This is a genomic window from Bacteroidia bacterium (genome assembly GCA_040880525.1).
Classification (GTDB): Bacteria; Bacteroidota; Bacteroidia; order CAILMK01; family JBBDIG01; genus JBBDIG01.
Genome location: JBBDIG010000009.1, coordinates 13,235 through 32,011 on the forward strand (window position 1 = coordinate 13,235; position 18,777 = coordinate 32,011).

16 protein-coding genes and 1 pseudogene are annotated in these 18,777 nt (G+C 45.3%); 4 read left to right on the forward strand and 13 right to left on the reverse strand.

Annotated features, from left to right (window positions below; all coding sequences use genetic code 11):
• Positions 1-31 precede the first annotated feature (31 nt).
• From WD077_01580 to WD077_01640, 13 genes are all read right to left on the reverse strand, one after another.
• Positions 32-2,581 (reverse strand): ATP-dependent Clp protease ATP-binding subunit, encoded by a 2,550-nt coding sequence (locus tag WD077_01580; GenBank protein MEX0965900.1) that lies wholly within the window; start codon positions 2,579-2,581, stop codon positions 32-34.
• Between the two features lie 331 nt (positions 2,582-2,912).
• Complete coding sequence (locus WD077_01585) at positions 2,913-5,354, reverse strand: T9SS type A sorting domain-containing protein (GenBank protein ID MEX0965901.1); 2,442 nt, start codon at positions 5,352-5,354, stop codon at positions 2,913-2,915.
• Positions 5,355-5,488: 134 nt separating this feature from the next.
• On the reverse strand, positions 5,489-7,129 hold the full coding sequence (locus tag WD077_01590) for an amidohydrolase (GenBank protein ID MEX0965902.1): 1,641 nt from the start codon (positions 7,127-7,129) through the stop codon (positions 5,489-5,491).
• A gap of 26 nt (positions 7,130-7,155) precedes the next feature.
• On the reverse strand, positions 7,156-7,641 hold the full coding sequence (locus WD077_01595) for a hypothetical protein (protein ID MEX0965903.1): 486 nt from the start codon (positions 7,639-7,641) through the stop codon (positions 7,156-7,158).
• Positions 7,642-7,713: 72 nt separating this feature from the next.
• Complete coding sequence (locus WD077_01600) at positions 7,714-7,992, reverse strand: TRL domain-containing protein (GenBank protein MEX0965904.1); 279 nt, start codon at positions 7,990-7,992, stop codon at positions 7,714-7,716.
• A 33-nt stretch (positions 7,993-8,025) separates the two neighbouring features.
• Complete coding sequence (locus tag WD077_01605) at positions 8,026-8,367, reverse strand: TRL domain-containing protein (GenBank protein ID MEX0965905.1); 342 nt, start codon at positions 8,365-8,367, stop codon at positions 8,026-8,028.
• Positions 8,368-8,399: 32 nt separating this feature from the next.
• Positions 8,400-8,666, reverse strand: coding sequence for a hypothetical protein (locus WD077_01610; GenBank protein MEX0965906.1), 267 nt, complete (start codon positions 8,664-8,666; stop codon positions 8,400-8,402).
• A 132-nt stretch (positions 8,667-8,798) separates the two neighbouring features.
• Complete coding sequence (gene lepB, locus WD077_01615; protein MEX0965907.1) at positions 8,799-10,220, reverse strand: signal peptidase I; 1,422 nt, start codon at positions 10,218-10,220, stop codon at positions 8,799-8,801.
• 27 nt (positions 10,221-10,247) lie between these two features.
• Positions 10,248-10,970 carry a 4-hydroxy-tetrahydrodipicolinate reductase gene (gene dapB / locus WD077_01620; protein MEX0965908.1) on the reverse strand — a complete coding sequence of 241 codons (723 nt, stop codon included), beginning with the start codon at positions 10,968-10,970 and terminating at the stop codon, positions 10,248-10,250.
• Entirely contained in the window at positions 10,967-11,572 is a 606-nt protein-coding gene (locus WD077_01625; GenBank protein ID MEX0965909.1) for a DUF5683 domain-containing protein, read from the reverse strand. Before WD077_01625 ends, dapB begins: the two co-directional genes overlap by 4 nt.
• A 42-nt stretch (positions 11,573-11,614) precedes the next feature.
• Complete coding sequence (locus WD077_01630) at positions 11,615-12,526, reverse strand: ParB/RepB/Spo0J family partition protein (protein ID MEX0965910.1); 912 nt, start codon at positions 12,524-12,526, stop codon at positions 11,615-11,617.
• Between the two features lie 2 nt (positions 12,527-12,528).
• Positions 12,529-13,332 (reverse strand): AAA family ATPase, encoded by an 804-nt coding sequence (locus WD077_01635; GenBank protein MEX0965911.1) that lies wholly within the window; start codon positions 13,330-13,332, stop codon positions 12,529-12,531.
• A 123-nt stretch (positions 13,333-13,455) separates the two neighbouring features.
• Complete coding sequence (locus tag WD077_01640; protein ID MEX0965912.1) at positions 13,456-14,136, reverse strand: metal-dependent hydrolase; 681 nt, start codon at positions 14,134-14,136, stop codon at positions 13,456-13,458.
• Positions 14,137-14,161: 25 nt separating this feature from the next.
• Between WD077_01640 and WD077_01645 the strand changes: the two genes are divergently transcribed.
• The 4 genes and pseudogenes from WD077_01645 to WD077_01660 all read left to right on the forward strand — a co-directional run bounded on the left by WD077_01645 (position 14,162) and on the right by WD077_01660 (position 18,440).
• The gene (locus tag WD077_01645; protein ID MEX0965913.1) at positions 14,162-15,850 is read left to right on the forward strand and encodes an ABC transporter substrate-binding protein; all 1,689 of its coding nucleotides are present in this window, start codon (positions 14,162-14,164) and stop codon (positions 15,848-15,850) included.
• 20 nt (positions 15,851-15,870) lie between these two features.
• On the forward strand, positions 15,871-17,079 hold the full coding sequence (locus WD077_01650) for a DUF3883 domain-containing protein (GenBank protein ID MEX0965914.1): 1,209 nt from the start codon (positions 15,871-15,873) through the stop codon (positions 17,077-17,079).
• Between the two features lie 623 nt (positions 17,080-17,702).
• A pseudogene (locus WD077_01655) lies at positions 17,703-18,268 on the forward strand (zeta toxin family protein).
• Positions 18,258-18,440, forward strand: a complete 183-nt coding sequence (locus tag WD077_01660) for a hypothetical protein (GenBank protein ID MEX0965915.1) — start codon at positions 18,258-18,260, stop codon at positions 18,438-18,440. Before WD077_01655 ends, WD077_01660 begins: the two are co-directional and overlap by 11 nt.
• Positions 18,441-18,777 lie beyond the last annotated feature (337 nt).

Genomic DNA, 18,777 nt, shown 5'->3' on the forward strand with positions numbered 1-18,777 from the left:
TTTGCTATTTATTATTTACTCATTCAGTGCATCACTTTCCACCTTTCTTTTTGCCGCTTTCCTCGGCTTCGGTATTTTTAGCGGCCTGGATCTTTATCTCCAGTTCCTCACTATCCTTGGGCAAGTCCACTTTGATCACATCGCCCTCCTTTATCTTGGATTTTAAGATTTCTTCGGCAATGGCATCTTCCAGATATTTCTGGATAACGCGCTTGAGGGGCCTCGCACCGTATTTGGGATCAAACCCCCGGTCAGCCAGGAAAGCCTTAGCCTTGGGCGTCAACTCAATTTTGTAATTCATCTGGTTGATGCGATTGTACAACAAGTCGAGCTGAAGGTTAATGATCTCATGGATGGCCTCCTTATCAAGGCTGTTAAACACAATTACATCATCAATCCGGTTAAGGAACTCTGGAGAGAAGGTACGCTTCAGCGCAGTTTCAATAACGCCTTTCGTATACTCATCAATTCCTTCTTTAATGGCTGTAGTGGAAAAACCAACACCTTTACCAAAGTCCTTCAACTGGCGGCTGCCAATGTTGCTGGTCATTATGATAATAGTATTTCTGAAGTCTACCCTGCGGCCCAGGCTGTCTGTGATAAAGCCTTCATCCATGATCTGGAGCAGGATGTTATATACATCCGGATGCGCCTTTTCTATTTCATCCAGCAGGATCACTGAGTAAGGTTTTCTGCGCACCTTTTCAGTAAGCTGTCCGCCTTCTTCATAGCCAATATATCCCGGAGGGGCACCAACCAGCCGGCTTACCGCGAATTTCTCCATATACTCGCTCATATCAATTCTGATGAGCGCATCATCAGTGTCAAACAAATAACGGCTGAGAACTTTCGCCATTTCCGTTTTTCCCACCCCGGTAGGCCCCAGGAAAATAAAGCTTCCGATCGGACGGTTCGGATCTTTCAATCCGGCTCTGGTTCTTTGAATGGCCTTGGTCAGTTTTTTTATTGCCTCTACCTGGCCAATAACCTTACCCTGAAGTTCCTGCTCCATGTTCAGGAGCCTGATGCCTTCACTCTGTGCTATCCGTTTTGTTGGGATGCCGGTAACCATTGCCACAACTTCAGCAATATCCTCTTCCGTCACACTATAGCGCTGCTTCTTGGTTTCCTCTTCCCATTTATACTTTTCGATTTCAAGCTGCTCCAGAAGTTGCTTTTCCCTGTCGCGCAGCTTGGCAGCTTCCTCATACTGCTGGCTTTTTACCACTTTATTTTTCTCATCCTTAATGTCTTCAATCTTCTTTTCAAGATCAAGGATATCCTGCGGAACGTGAATATTGGTAATATGGACCCTTGCACCGGCTTCATCCAATACATCTATGGCTTTGTCCGGCAAATACCGGTCGCTGATATAACGTTCGCTCAGTTTGACGCATGCCTCAATCGCCTTGTCGTCATAATTCACTGAGTGGTGATCTTCATATCTTTCTTTGATATTGGTGAGTATCTCCACGGTTTGTTCGGGAGTGGTGGGATTTATCATTACCGGCTGGAATCTTCGTTCCAGAGCGCCATCCTTTTCAATATACTGGCGGTATTCGTCTAGCGTAGTGGCTCCGATGCACTGAATATCTCCGCGCGACAAAGCAGGTTTGAACATATTGGATGCGTCCAGAGACCCTGATGCTCCGCCCGCTCCAATGATGGTATGTAACTCATCAATAAAGAGGATCACGTTAGGATTTTTCTCCAGTTCATTCATTACCGCTTTCATCCGTTCTTCAAACTGTCCCCGGTACTTTGTTCCAGCCACCAATGAGGCCAGATCCAGGGAAACGATGCGCTTATTGAAAAGCACCCGGCTCACCTTTCGTTGCGTAATGCGCAGGGCCAGACCTTCAGCAATTGCGGTTTTACCTACCCCGGGTTCCCCGATCAATACCGGGTTGTTTTTCTTTCTGCGGCTGAGGATCTGAGAAACGCGCTCTATTTCCAGCTCTCTTCCTACAATCGGATCCAGTTTGCCTTCTTCAGCACTACGCGTCAGATCTTTTCCGAAATTGTCTAGTACCGGTGTTTTGGATTTAACTTCAGAACTCTTGCGGCTTTGGCCATACCCTTTTGAGGGATCGCTACGCTCGAAATCTTCCTCGGCAGGATCCTGAGGATATTCACCTTTGGGAGAATAGAATATATCTTCCAATTGCTCTTTAAAGGCTTCATAGTTCACCAGGTATTGATTCAGCACCTGGGCTGCTATGTTGTCTTCATCTCTCAGAATTGAGAGCATGAGGTGCTCGGTTCCGATCAGATCGCTCTTGAAAATTTTAGCCTCCAGGTATGTTACCTTCAGTACTTTTTCCGCTTGTTTGGTCAAAGGAATATTACCGGTAACTTTCTTGTGAGATGCCGTATTGCGAATGGTATCTTCCACGGTCTTCTTCAACCTGATCAAATCGGAATCGAGGCTTTTTAATGTTTGGATGGCCTTTCCTTCTCCTTCGCGTAAAATGCCGAGGAGTAAGTGCTCCGTTCCTATATAGTCGTGGCCGAGACGGATGGCTTCTTCCCTGCTGTAGCTGATCACGTCCCTGACTCTGGGTGAAAATTTAGCTTCCATATTGAGATTAAAATTTATATCTTTAAAACACTCTCGCCTGTAAAAGTCAAATACTACGCCAACGCCCTGGTGATAAATGCTTGCGCCATTTTGCCAAAACCGTTGACTTTTCAACCTTACGAATCTGCCAGATTGCCTGCTAATGTAGGCAACTCTTTATTCTATTGGCAATGATTTTTTCCACACAAAGTTTCAGGAAATTTTATTTCTTATAATCAGAACAACCTCTGCCTGCTCACAATGTATGTTTTTTTATAAAATTATAAAATAAAAAACCGGACAGATAATATTTTCTGCCCGGTAAAAAATATAGTAAACGAGATACTTTCTCTTACTTCACAACTGAAAAGGTGATCATCTCCACATCCTTTTCATTTTGTATCCGCAGAAAATAAATCCCCTGATGCAAACCATTGATGTTAAAAATTATATTGTTCTCACCTTTTGCTACTTCCCTTTCTGAGGATTCGATGGTGCGCCCTGCTATATCCTGAATACTAATTAAATAGGATGCGGGTCTATCTGAATTAAGGCTCAACCGGAAATGGTAGCTGGCAGGATTTGGGAAAATACGTGCTGCAAATGATGCAGGTTGCTCCTTTAAGCCGGTTTGTTCATCATCTATTACAATAATCGTTTTTTCCTTAACATCAATGTCTGCAATGTTCGCAGTATTTTCCAATTCCAAAATGATCGTGTCATTCGGATCCATGGTAGTGTTATCTGTAATGCTGAGCGTAAACGTGGTGTAGGTAAAAGAATTAGGGGGAAATGTGATCGTTTTGGGAGTGATCGAAAAATCAGTTCCTTCAGATGCCGTGGTCCCGGGGGCGACATTCACCTCAACTTCTACCGGTACGGATTGCGTATTCGTCAGCGTAATGGCCAGTTCGATGCTGCCGGTATCTTCGCTCACAGAGAGCACACCCGGCTCAAATGAAATTACGGCCCTTTGTTCGAAAGACCCAATGTCGTTCAGGTCGCGCGGCAGGATCTTCCAGTTACTGAAACTGAAGTACATGATGCCTCTCAGATATGGTAAAAATTGGTTGCGGGTTAAGGAGTCTTCCGCGAAATTGTCAGCGATCCTGGTACTGTAGTCATCCACCCGTAAGCCAGCAGTTGTATTGAGTTGTTCCCCAATAGCCCATTCTCCAAAGTAGCTGGGCGAATCTGCATTATTAGTGGCAATAAAAACATTATCAAATTGTACCAGCATTCCTTCATAAGCTTCTGAGTAAGCGTTTGCACCAGTCCGCACTGAATCCATGGGAAGGCCGGTAACGGCAGCCGGGAGCTCATTTCCATGAGAGATTACCTCATAAGTTATATTCTCAAGATGCGTAACGTTAAATATTTCCGTCACAATTGCTGAAGTGATTTGGATGCTATCTCCCCGGTGTAAATTCACGATACCATCTCCGGCCCTTGCACGCAGGAAAATTCCTGAAAAAGGAGTGGTTCCATCCTGTATTGTTGTCAGGCCCAGATCATTCAGGGTTGCTATTACTACTCCTCTCACGTTGATATTTCTCAGCGTATCATCCTCCCAAATGGAAGAGCCGCCACCACTTGGAGTGCGCTGAATATTGCGGATAGACCGGATGCCGTTGTCCAATACCTGCACTACATACCCTGTCTGCAGCGAATCCGGCACAAAGGAACTTCCTCCGTCAGCATCTTCGGAACTAACCCAATAATAGATGTAGGCCCCATCCGCTTGTGCAGGGATCTGTGCGCGATAAATACTGTCCTGAATTTCAACCATTGCCACTTCGGAAATGGAACCGGTCGTACCCACACGATAGTGGAGCGTTGCGGAAGCGACTGCGTCATTTTCGTCAGAAATCCGGCCGGTCACCTCAATTGCATCCGTGGCAGAAGGAACGGTGGGCGTACGCGTTACGGATTCAATAAATGGCGGTGATACCACGGGGCCAATATCATTCGTATCGCGTGGACCTATCTGATATCCGAAATTCTCGGTCTGCACAATAATGCCCCGCACGTAGGAGATCTCAGAACCTTCAACAGGCGGTGTGAAATTGTAGCCTGCCGGTGTAGGATTGTCAGACGTATTATCATTTCTGAACCATCCCGAAACGTCTCGGACGCCAATTCTATTTCCTTTTGAATCCTGGAGAGACCAGAACCAGCGGCTACCGCTTGCCGTAATATCCACTACTTTCACGTTTCGGAATTCTACTAATACTCCTTCCCAGGGTTCGGCAGTTTCCATTTGCTCTACTTGATTTCCTGATCCATCATTTTGCATAAAATCTTCAATTTCCAGAAGTTCCGGCTGTAAGTTGACAGGAGTAAGATTGGTGATCTCCGACTCTACCGGCATTACGTGCAATTGGGTTGAACCTTCAAACTCGCGCACCTGCCCGGTAACTTTCACGGTGAGGCCACGGACCATATTATCCATAAACTTTACCTCGGTCATTAACTGGTCAAGGTCATAACCCTGAAAGGCAGAAGGTTCAGCCATCACTTCAATGCCTCCGAAAGGCATAGGGGCCTCAGTTTGTATCCATGTGGATTTGCGACTTCTGCTCGTACTTAAGCCGTACCAACCGGGATCAAAGCTTACCACGCCTTCAATTGTTACGGTGTCTCCATACTGGAAATTGGCAGGATCATCCTCCCCATTCTGAAGGTCTTGCGGGTTCACATATTGAATGCTGTCAATCGGAACCACAGGACCGTGTTGCGCATTTAAAGCTATCATTGTCAAGCTGAAAAACGCCAGCATCGTAATCTTTTTCATAGGTGTATGAGTTTTAAAATGTAGGTGCAAAAGTACAAGTTGCATCCTGAAGCCCTGAAGCATTCAATATGAAATTACTGCTAAAAAAGGATTATCAGCGGTGAAAACCCGAAAAACAACCAACAGATCCTCAGCTACTTACGGATGAACACCTGTTCGCCTCCCAGCCAGGTTTGAGACACCTGCAATTGCCAGAGTGAATCTTCAGGAGCCGTCATAAGGTCTTCCTCAAAAACCACGAAATCAGCGAATTTTCCAGTTTCAATGCTGCCTTTTTCCGTCTCTTCAAATGCGGCATAAGCTGCCCAGATAGTCATGGCGCGCAGAGCTTGCTCCCGTGTCAGTGCATTTCCGGGCTGGAATCCTTCGGGTGGAAAGCCGTCCTTGTCTTTTCGTGCCACAGCCGCATAGAAACCAAACAAGGGGTTGATATCCTCAATCGGGAAATCGCTACCTCCTGCCACCAGGCCTGCCGACTTTTGCAGGTCCTGCCAGGCGTAAGCATACTCAACGCGTTCATTGCCAAGCCTGTCAGCCGCCCAATACATATCTGAGGTGGCATGCGTAGGTTGCACGGATGGGATGATATTGAATTTGCCGAATTTGGGAAAATCCTCCACACTGATCACCTGGCAATGCTCAATACGCCAGCGCCTGTCATTTCCTTCGCCCAGGGCATCTCCATAAATATCAAGAATGAGCTTGTTTGCACGGTCTCCAATTGCATGTGTATTCATCTGGAATCCCAGTTCCTTCATCTCCTGCGCGAACTTCACATAATAGCCGGGGTCTTGCAGAAGGAAGCCGTTCTTGCCGGGCTGGTCAGCATATCCTTCCAATAGTGCCGCACCATAAGAGCCGAGGGCGCCATCTGCATAAAACTTAAAGGAGCGTACATTCAGGCGCTCCGTTTTATAAGGTCCGTTTTTATAATAATGCTCAATATTTTGTTCATCAGGCGTAAGCATTGCATAGATGCGCATCCTGAGTTTTGAGTTTTTTTGCAGCGAATCTATCAGGTCAATCTTTGCTTTATCCAGGCCCGCATCGCCTACTGAAGTGAGGCCAACCTCAAAGCATCTTTCCTCTGCACTCGTCAGCGCTTCAATATTTCTTTGTGCAGACGCCCGGGGTACCACTGCCTGCACCAGTTCCATAGCATTATCTACCAGAATCCCTGTGAGGAGACCATCTCTCATGCCTATCTCACCACCATCCACGGAGGTTGTGGAATCAATTCCTGCGAGCTTCAGGGCGTGTGTATTCGCGATTGCTGCATGGCCGTCAATGCGCCTGATGAAAACCGGGCGGTCAGGAAAGAGGCTGTCCAGCTTCCTGTTTTCCGGAAATTCTTTTACCGGCCAGTCATTCTGATCCCACCCGCGTCCTAATATCCATCCCTGGCTGTTCTCATCGCCATATTGCTTTACGCGCTGTACCACGTCATCCCATGACTTTGTTCCCACCAGGTCGAGTTCAGAGAGATTGATCCCGAACCAGTAGAAATGGCAATGTGCGTCAATCAGTCCCGGATAAATGAATTTGCCCTGCATATCAAGGATTTCGTCAGCCTCATATCGCTCAAGGATTTCTTCGTCAGGGCCGGTAGCCACAAATCTTCCATCCTTTACCGCAAAGGCAGAAACCTGGGAAAAGCCGCTGTCTACCGTATAAATGGTTGCATCGTGAATAATGAGATCTACTTTTTCTTTGGAAGTGCAGGCCATGAATAAAATTGTAAACAGGAGTTTCAGGATGAGCAGGTTATACCGCATTCTTTGGCAGGTTGGATTATCAGTGGTTATTTGCAGGTAAGATATTGTGCAAAAAATGTTTTCTCCGCAAATGCGGCTTCAGCAGCGGCAGTATGTTCAAAAACGTTGAGGAACAGCACGGGCTGGCCTCCTTCTCCTTTATGTAGCAGTGCATAAGTCCCAAATTCAGTCAATCTTAATAAATAATGTTGCCCCCACTCATCGTCCCTGTGAGCAGCGAGAGCAGGATGAGTTCTAATAGCTGCGATTACTGAATCTGCTTCGCCAAGTGGCAGCGCAATAAAAGTAACCCGGCCGGGAGCTGTTACCACTCTCGTTAAAGGCACATTTTCGAGATACAAGATATCCTCTGCTATGGCAATATATTCCCGGTAACTTTTTGAATCCGGTGCGGTAAGTATATCGTCAGGGGCCGGGCGGAAACATGCCAGGCCCAATATCTTCTCTTCTGCAGTGCTGCAGGCCGCCATTACAGTGAGCATAAAGAAAGCAGCTACACTTTTTAATTTCATAATAGAAGACAAATAAAAAAACCCGGACCGCAATGCCAGTCCAGGTTTAGTTTGAATGATTGAAAAAGAAGATTACTCGCCAGTTACCACTGTGGTATAGGTGGTTTTAAAAATCCCGGCTTTAATATGAAAGTCCACCGTTGCGACCTTTTCAATGCGGCCATTTTCAGCAGCCTGGGCTATTCCAATATCTGCGTCCATAGGACGGATAAAGCCAAGAATTACTGAGTAACTTGCTTTGCCCACTTTTGTACCTACTGAATTGTCAGTAACCTGAAGTGGTAAGCCCACAGAACAAGATGAAAGTCCTGTTGCAAATAAAATAGCTAATAGTATGTTTTTCATTTTCATGATTCTTTTCATTTAAAATTTAGACAAAGATGATTATTCACCGGTTACAACTAATTCCCATTTCAGCCACAATACATAATTCGTCACCTTCAGGTCAACCGTGGCGACTTGAGAAATTCCTGCATCTTCAGCAGCCTCACGAATACCATAGTTACCATTGAAGCACAGGCCGTTGCTGATCATTCTCAATGATGAAGGCATGGTTCCTCCTGAAGCAGGATTATAATAGCGCGTAGACAAAAGGCAAGTGTTAGAAGAAACACCTGTTTTTGATGCAATGGAATTGTTCGTAGCCTGAAGTGGCAGGGTGGTACTGCAAGATGAAGTAAATCCTGCTATCATCAGTCCGAGTATTATTACTTTTATTGATTTCATTGTTAGCCAATTTTTTTGTGGTTAAGAAAAGGTTATTCCCCGTAAACAGAAGTTTTGACCGAGAGAGGAATGATGAAATACTTGTATTGAAATTCAGTGGCGCCAATTTTATCAACGTTTCCATTATTTGCCGCCTTCTTATAAGAATAGTCAGCGTCCGGATTAAAAAGCACCCTTTCTTTGGCCACGCCTACTTTAGACCCAATCGGATTGTTGGTAACCGTAACAAAGCTCATAGTACATGATGTGCAAAACAGCATCAAGCCACCAACGAGCAGCGGTAGCATCAGTTTCTTCATTTTTATTTGTTTTTTGTGAGATGAAATAATGTGCGAATATAGAAAAGTAATTTACAATTGGTCAATCTTAAAAAATTTCTTGATTCGGATAGAAATACAGGTTCACGGCAGGTTTTAAGGTTGCCTGATTAACTAGTGGATCAAATTGAAGAGCCGGCCCCACCTGATCTTGCTAAGTCCTCCACCATCAGTATCCCAGGACATCCATATAAAGAGAGGTTTGCCAACGATATGGTTCTCCGGCACAAAGCCCCACATGCGTGAATCCAGGGAGTTGTGACGGTTATCTCCCATCATCCAGTAATAGCCCATCTTAAACTCATACTCCTCAAGCGGCTGCCCATTGAGATAGACGATGCTGTCGCGCAGTTCCAGAGACGGATTGTCTTCGTACACTTTTATCGGCCGCTCATAAACATGATAGTTGTGAACGGTCATTGCTATTCTATCTCCTTTCCGTGGAAGATATACCGGACCATAGTTGTCAATATTCCATTGCAGCTCCGGCTCAAAGGGATAAATCTCAGGCTGCTTGAATCCTTTAGGCAATACAATCTTCTTGACATCCTTGACCACCGGAATAGCTGCAATCTCTGCAGCCGCGACTTCTGTCATCTTAATTTGATAGTTGGTGCTGTTCAAAGCCTGATATTCTGTAATGTCATATTTGCGCAGCATCCTCTTATTGAAGATCGGCTGCTCCGTCACCACCTCAAAAGTAAACTGTGATTCTTCCGGCTGCGGCAACGCTACTCCGTCAATGTGTATCATCTGGTCCACAATACTCAGTGAATCGCCCGGAATGCCGACACATCGCTTGATGTAGTTGTCCTTTTTATCTACAGGCCGGCCATCTTCGCGTGGATAATTAAAGACCACGGCTTCCATCCGCTCCACATCGCGAAAGCCCGGCAAGCGGTTATAGGGAAGTTGCAGCAATTCAATATAGGATTTGGTCCCGAAAACCGGCAACGTATTATGCACCAGCGGAAAGGAAAGAGGCGTATTCGGGATGCGCGGCCCATAATGTACTTTGCTCACAAACAGAAAATCCCCGATCAACAGAGACTTTTCCATGGATGATGAAGGAATAGTAAATGCTTCTATCAGGAACCAACGGATCACGGTGGCAGCGATCAATGCAAAGATGATGGCATCAGCCCACTCCCTTGCTTCAGAGCGTTTGCCGCCCGGACGTTCCAGCTTGCTTCCCTTTCCGTAATATCGCGCATCAGAGAAGGCCAGGTAGGGCAGGTATATAAAGGGGAAGAATATGGCGGCCAATTGTGCTCCGAGCCCGAATTTTCCGAAAGATTTGATGAGGTCAATGATCATCACTGCCAGCACCAGCAGACCCACCACAGGAATAAATAGCATGATGATCCACCAAACCGGGCGGCCAATAAGTTGCAGCCAAATCACGGCATTATAGATGGGTACAATGGCTTTCCATCCCGCCTCTCCTGCCTTTTCAAAAAGCTTCCACAGCCCGATGGCAGAGGGAACGATCCATATTATCAATAAGATTATGTAAACAATAGTACCTGCTTCCATTGCAGAAATTTATCTTTTAAACTGAAATTAACTAATTACGTCTCTCATTGTGAATACCCCGGTTTTGCCGATCAGCCACTCTGCAGCCAGCACCGCGCCCAGGGCAAATCCTTTCCGGCTGAAGGCTTCGTGCCTGATGACTAATTCATCAATGGCAGAGCGATAGCTCACCTCATGGATCCCTTTCACGTCTCCTTCCCGGATCGAGACCACCGGCAACACCGCACCTTCTGCTTGTGCTTTATCGCCTTGCATAAACCCTTTCCAGCGCTTTTTAGTATTTGAATTTTGAAGAATAGCATTGGCCAGTGTCACGGCAGTTCCACTTGGTGCATCCAGCTTCTGAGTATGATGGGTCTCCCTGATCCTGGCCTCGTAATTTGGATATCGATCCATGATTGCCGCCAACTCTTCATTAATACGAAAAAGAATATTTACGCCCAGGCTGAAATTCGTGGCGGTGAGCATGGCTGCGTTTTTCTTTTTGCACGCATTGCTTACCTCGTCAAAACGGTCGTACCAGCCGGTTGTCCCTGCCACCACGGGTATCCCGGCTTCGATGCATTTCAGGATATTGTCGGGGGCCGCATCTGGCGTAGTAAATTCAATGACCGCATCAGCTTCCGCGAGCTTTTCACTTGTTGTTTGCGCAGCGTTATCAATCCGGTGCAATATGGTATGGTTTCTTTCGAGGGCCACTTGTTCCACTTCTTTGCCCATTTTGCCATATCCGAGTAAGATGATCTTCACTTTCCTAATTTGATTTTGAGGCTCACAGTTAACTGCGAAGGGGGTGCAATATTACCTAAATTCGGCTGAAGGGGCTGCCCCAGTCCAAGCGACAGATCGTCCGAAACATCAAAGGTGCTCAGGTGCGCGTCCACATAGGCATCGGCAATATTGAGCAGGTAAACCACAGCCGAAATGATGATGGCGAAATCCCGGCCTCTGCGATATACATCCCGGCCAGCTATCACTGCATTATCAGAAAGATCCGGTCGCGGATCTATGCTTGTAGTATCGTTATTAAGCCTAATGAGAAGCGACTTTTTATACTCCTTATAAAGTCCGTGGTTGTAGTCAATAACCAGCCCCAGACCTACGGCCCCGGCATAAATGATCGGGATCTTCCAGTACTTTTTATTGCTGAACTGACCCCATCCCGGAAGGACCGCACTTTGAATCGCGATCCGCTTCGCCCTTTTTTGGTCAGGCGTCAGCGAATCCTTTTTTGGCTTAGGATCTTCAGAAAGATAAGAGGGTTCCGGATCTGAAAGTGAACTGAAATGTTGCTGTGCTGAAGAGGCTACGGAAAAGCCCAGCAGAAGCAATAACAAAAGGCATTTTTTCAAGCCAGATGGAGTTTTGCTACAGCGATTGCAATATTCGTTCTCTTAGTTTCCAAGCATATCAGTAATCTTCTGCAAATCCTCTTCAGAAGTAAAAGGAATCAGAATTTCTCCCTTCTCACCTTTCTGTGCCTTGATCTTCACTTTGCGGTCCAGGCCTTTGCCGAGACGCCTTTCCCAGATTTCATATCGCCACAGTTGGAAGTCATCCTTATCCTGTAGCTTTCGCTGTGTGGCCGGTTGTGAGGCGGCAGCCGGAGCGGCTTCCCGGCTTTTTTGCACAAGCTGCTCAGCCGCACGTACTGACAATCCTTTGTCAACGATCTCATTCAGGAATTCCAACTGCAACGCAGGATCATCCACGTTAATAAGTGCGCGTGCATGTCCCATCGAAATTTTGTCATCGCGCAGGGCCGCCTGTAATTCGTGCGGCAGTTTCAGCAGGCGCATGTAGTTGGCTACGGTACTCCGCTTTTTACCCACGCGTTCGGCAAGTTCATCCTGCTTCAGACTGCACTCTTCCAGCAGCCGCTGAAAACTCATGGCTACCTCCAGCGCATTCAGTTCCTGCCGCTGAATATTTTCGATGAGCGCCATTTCCAGCATCTCCTGATCGTTCGCTATGCGCATGTATGCCGGAAGCTTCTTCAACCCGGCTCTGATGCTTGCCCGTAATCTTCGCTCTCCGGAAATGAGCTGGTATTTTCCATACCCCACCTTTCTTACGGTAATCGGCTGTATGAGGCCATGTACTTTAATTGAATCCGTAAGCTCCTGAAGCGCTTCCTCGTCAAAAGCTCCACGAGGCTGAAAAGGATTTGCCTCAATTTCATTTACAGGAATTTCAGAAATAGAATTCACCGGCATCGGATTGCGTCCGGTGGGATCAGTGTTGCTGTTTTCTAATAAAGCTGTCAGTCCTTTTCCCAAAGCTGTTCTTTTCCCTATTGTGGTCATATTTAATTTGCGTTTACTTGGTGTACCTGAGCACTGGAACTCAGGCCGTTTTTTATCATGATCTCCTTGGCCAGATGGAGATAATTCACGGCTCCTTTTGAACTCACATCATGCAGGATCACCGGCAGGCCAAAGCTTGGCGCCTCGCTCAGCCGCACGTTTCTTTGAATGATGGTATTAAATACGAGTTGCTGAAAATGGGTCTTTACTTCGTTCACCACCTGGTTGCTCAAATTAAGGCGCGCATCATACATAGTAAGCAGAATGCCTTCAATTTCGAGGTCGGGATTCAGGTTGCTCTGTACGATCTTGATCGTGTTGAGGAGTTTGCCCAAACCTTCCAAAGCAAAATATTCGCACTGTACGGGGACGAGCACCGAATCGGCCGCAGTGAGTGCATTTACCGTAATAATGCCGAGTGACGGAGAACAATCTATCAGGATGAAATCGTAATCATCTTTCACCTGTGCAATGCTCTTTTTCATCATTCGCTCCCGTTCCGGCATATTGATGAGTTCTATCTCAGCGCCCACCAGATCTATGTGAGAAGGGATGAGGTGCAGATATTCAATCTCTGTATTGATAATGGCCTCACGGGGATGCAGGTTGTTGATGATGCACTCATAAATGCTCGTCTGAACGGTGCGGGGATCGTAACCTACGCCTGAGGTGGCATTGGCCTGGGGATCAGCATCTATAAGTAATGTTTTAAATTCCAGGGCAGCAAAACTGGCTGCAAGGTTCACAGCCGTGGTGGTTTTACCTACTCCACCTTTTTGATTTGCCAGCGCGATTATCTTACCCATTTTCAATTTTTTTCATTCAATATTTAATAATGTACTCCCATCAATTTCGCAAAGAAAAGAAAATTATCTCCCTGAACAGGGTCGGGAAATGAAGCAGTTCGCGATAAACTCTTCATCCTGTTTTCAAAAGTCCCTGCTCTCTCCTATCCTCATCAGCACCAGCTCTTTCCCCTTATGCCTGAAGTTATCCACAGCTTCCTGATGATCAATTTCAATTTGTTCAAAAGTATCGTAATGCATTCCAATAATCCGGTTGCAATTGATGAAATCGCTGCACCGGATGGCATCCTTCACGCCCATCGTATAGCTATCTCCCAGCGGCAGGAAGGCAAAATTAAGATCAAACTCCTCTGCAATCAGCTTCATGTCGTAAGTAAGCCCCGTATCTCCGGCAAAGTAAAAACTGCCTTCAGCCGCTTCCACCACAAATCCACCGGGGTTGCCCGCATACGTTCCGTCAGGAAGAACGCTGGAGTGCATGGCCACAACATACTTTACCCTGCCGAAATCAAAATTTACAGATCCGCCAATATTCAATCCCTTCACCTTTTTAATGGTCTTTTCAGAATAATAGCGGACGATCTCAAAAGCTGATATTACCGTAGGCTCACTGTTTTTGTACACTTCCAGCACATCTGCCACATGATCTTCATGGCCGTGAGAAATCAGCAGGTAATCAGGCCTTACGGTTTTAATATCTATTTCCTTTGCCAGCTCATTGGGCGAAATAAAAGGATCGAAGAGCAACTTCTTTCCGCTCACTTCCACCATAAAGCAGGAATGTCCATAGTATGTAACCTTCATAGGTTTCGTTTATTTGCAGGCTGATATGCGGGATTATAAACCGGGGCTAAATTACTGTTTATGGAAAGGGACGACCGGGATGGTTATCCTCTTGCTGTGGATAACTATATTCTCCGGATGTGGACAAAATTCCACAGAAAACCACAAGAAAACTTTTTACTGGAATATGCACAGCGGCATCCGCTCGCTGGATCCCGCTTTTGCCCGTGCCCAATTCGACATTTGGGGATGCAATCAACTTTATAACGGCCTTTTGCAACTTGATGACAGTTTGCAGGTGGTTCCGGCCATTGCACGTGGATATCAGGTAGAAGACGGTGGAAAACTTTACCGCTTTCACCTGCGGCAGGATGTCCGTTTTCATGACAGCCCCGTGTTCCCAAATGGAAAAGGCAGGCGCGTAGTGGCAGCCGATTTCGTATTCAGCTTCAACCGGCTCATTGATCCTGCGCTGGCTTCGCCCGGTGCCTGGATATTCAATGACAAGATCATCTTCGATTCCACTGCAACTCCGCCCACCGGGAGCTTTACGGCCATTAACGATTCCACGCTGGAAATACGACTGCGCGAACCGTTCCCGCCTTTTGCCGGATTGCTGTCAATGCAGTACTGCTCTGTAATTCCGCATGAAGCCGCCAGTTTTTTCGGAAAGGATTTCAGACGGAATCCTGTGGGAACTGGGCCGTTCAGGTTTGGCAACTGGGACGAAGAAAATATGCTGGTGCTGAAACGAAACGACCACTATTTTGAAACGGAAAACGGGCAGCCACTCCCCTACCTCGATGCTGTGTGCATCAGCTTTATGGCCAACCGGCAGAACGAGTTCTTCGCTTTCCTGCAACACAATCTCGACCTGCTCTCCGGCATTGATCCTTCTTTTAAAGACAACCTGCTGACGCCACAGGGAAAGCTGCGCCCGCAGTTCGAGGGTGAATTTGTGATGGAGAAAATCCCCTTCCTGAACACCGAATATTTTGGCATCCTCCGCGACACCAATAGCCCCGTATTGCGCAACAACCCGCTAAGGATGCGGCAGGTGCGCCAGGCCATCAATTATGGCTTCGACCGGGAAAAGATGATGCGCTACCTGCGCAACAATATTGGCCGTCCAGCTACGGCAGGCATGGTACCGCCCGGCCTGCCCTCCTTCAGCGCCAAAGCGGTGGAAGGATATTCATACAACCCGCAGAAAGCACTACGACTGCTTGAAGAAGCCGGATTCCCGAACGGGCAGGGGCTGCCGGAAATCGCCTGCTTTACCAATCCTACTTATATGGACATAGCCGTTTTCATCCAGCGCCAGTTGCAGGACATTGGCATACGCCTGAAGATAGAGACCACGCCTCCGTCCGAGCACCGGCAATACATGGCCGAAAAGAAAATGCCCTTTTTCCGTGCAAGCTGGATAGCCGACTACCCCGATGCCGAAAACTACCTGGCCCTTTTCTACAGCCCCTTCAAAGCCCCGGCAGGCCCCAACTACACCCACTTCGGCAACCCCACCTTCGACAGCCTATACGAAGCCTCCCGCCTCATCACCAACGACTCCGCCCGCTACCCCCTCTACCACCGCATGGAGCGCCTCGTAATGGAAGACGCCCCGGTAGTGGTACTATTCTATGATGAGGTAATCAGGCTCATTGGAAATGATGTGCGCGGTTTGAACCGGAATGCTTTAAATTTGGTGAGTTTAAAGCGGGTGAGGAAGGAGTGAAAAACTAACCATTGAAGAATATGCAGATGATTAAAAAAATAACTCCATACTTTCAAGTTGAAGATAATTATGTAAAACAATTTGTGATCGATATTATTCCAGTAGATGTCAACTCGGGAGTTTACATCCTAACCGAAGAAGAACAAAAGGTTATGTACTTCCAAGAATACCACTTAATTGCTAATTGTAACTTTCTTACATTCTGCCAGCACCACAGTATCGAAACCGAGAATCATTTAACATCATATTTTACCAAAAAGGGCACTGCTAAATTTTTAGTTGAAAATGATCTAAATATTTTCTATGGGGGAATCATTTTAGATTACCTTGAGTATTATCCAGAATACCAGAAAACTTTAATGCTAAAATACGATAAGGAAATAAAGATTAGGAAAATCGCCTATGAGAAAGTTTATTCAATTGTCGGAAGAGGTGCACACAGATGGTACATAAATCTGTTTGAAGAATGTTTCCTCAGTAACCAAAACACCTATTTAACAGCAGCTGGCTTTGAAATAAATAATATTGAGAAAATTCTCTTGGCATCAAGGACAACGATAGTGCGCAATATTGAAAAATTAAAAATCCACAATATTATTTCCTGCGAAATTGATGGCAGGAATATTCACTACTTAAAGTTCAACTTAGAATTTATCCCAGCCAATTGGCAATCGGCTCCTTCTCTTTTCTCATCAGCTTTTTATCAAGATAAATCATCAACCTTGCATAGTTTCACTTGCATTAACAGTCTATTAAAACCTGTAAAAGAAAATAAGAAACGAGAAGGAAATAATTCAAGTAAAGTAAATGTATCACAAGACTATATAAAAATCACTGAGAATAATATTAAAATAGGAGACAAATCAGAAGCAGCGGCTTATCAATACGAATTAGATAGATTAAAAGATTTAGGGGTCGAAAATGCTAATGACTTGGTTGTCTTAGTATCTGAAAACTCAACTTTGGGATATGATATACTCTCTTGTGATTTAAATGGCAAAAAAAGATTTATAGAAGTAAAGACAGTGAAGCAAACCGGACAGTACAAACGCTTTTACCTCACAAAAAATGAATTAGAAAAAAGTCAAACATTAGATAATTACTACATATATATAGTAATCTATAGCAATGACAAACCAGAAGTCGCAATGATTCATTGCAAGAATATTGCTGACTCGGAGTACTTCTTGATCAGGCCGACAGAATATGAAGTACTAATAAACTATTAAATATTTATTCGCTTTAGGCTGGCACCTGCCTGTGGCGCATGTCCTATGCAGCTACCCGCTCGCATTATATCACACCACCAGATTTTTCCCTCCGCTATCGCTGCGGTACCCATGACACATTTTATTATATATCTAAAAAAGAGACATATATTTCAATTGCCAGTTTGTTGAGCCCACTCCCACTTCTTGTCATTTCGAGTATTTATTTTAAGGCATTAAAAATGAAAGATTTAATGACAGGTCTGGCAGGATGCATGTGCCTACACGCTCAGTAGCGTAGGGTTTAAACCCTACGCTACTGAGCCAAGAAAGAGCCTGATCATGAGTGCCCTTACAACATCTGTCATGGGTGCCAGCGGGAGAAATCCTAGCTCGCAGAAAGAACGGTCAGTGATATTCCAACCTATCCAGGTTTTCTCGCATTCGCGAGAAATGCCAAAGGGGGTGCTTGCGTGTATCTTTTTGATCTTTCCGGAATTCGCGTTATTTACTTGTCGGCATTAACGATTGCTGTACAATTCAGTACAACTCTCCAGGGAACACTTCCGGAATTATCGGAGCGTGTAAATCGGAGTCGCCATCCAGCATAGTATTGGAAATACTATATTTGTAGTGTGAAAAAGATGTATATCATAGCCGGGCCGAATGGTGCGGGAAAGACTACGCTGTCTTATACGATCCTGCCGGAGATATTCGCATGTGAGGAATTCATAAATGCGGATGAAATTGGAAGGGTATATCTCCGCTAAACTCAGAAAAAGCCAGAATTCGCGCTGGACGGTTGATGTTACAAAGGATAAAGGAACTGTTAAATCAGGGAGAATCTTTTGCTTTTGAAACTACCTTGGCAACCAAAACATATCAGAACTTAATTAACTCTGCTAGGAAACTTAATTATGAAGTTATACTTCTTTTTTTGGCTTTGGATTCTTCTGAATTGGCCATTCAACGCGTATTAACAAGAGTCATTGAAGGAGGACATAATATTCCGGTTGATACGATTAAAAGGAGATTTGATAATGGACTAAGGAATCTTTTTAAAATCTATCTGCCAATCGTAGATAAATGGATTATAATTGATAATTCAACAGAGAATTTTGAATTCATTGCAGAAGGATCAGAATCAGAGGTAATCATAAGGAGCAAAAACAAGTGGATTGATTTAAACAAAAAACACAATGGATATTAAAGTACAACTTAGGGAATTGGAAGAAAAAGTTAACTTAGGACTTAAAGAAGCTTATCGCAAGATGGCTGTTTTTAAAAAGAAAAATAACAGTCCTTTAATTGTCTCTCGTGACGGAAAGGTTACTGTGATTCCCCCGGAACAAATACTCCCGACAACAAAAGCTAAAAATTAATTTTCTAACTGAGCATACTTTCGGATTCGTGTATCGAAGCCATTTTTACATATCCATGAGTTCAGGTTTCAGCCATTGGATTTATGGCAACTTGGAAGATGGGAGTTTCACTCCCCCGCTGTCGCTCCGCATACTTGCGGAGTGTCAGCTATTACGAGGCGTCCCGCCTAATTTAGCCCCGAGGGCTGAAAATAGCTCACATTTTGCTAAAAGGCGGAGCGAGAGCGCGGTTGTATCTATTGCAGATTGGCGAGACGGAAAAAAATTATAAAATTTTGATTATTCGATAAATTAATTGAAGAGAACTTTTCAAGAATTATTTATTTGATTAATTCCT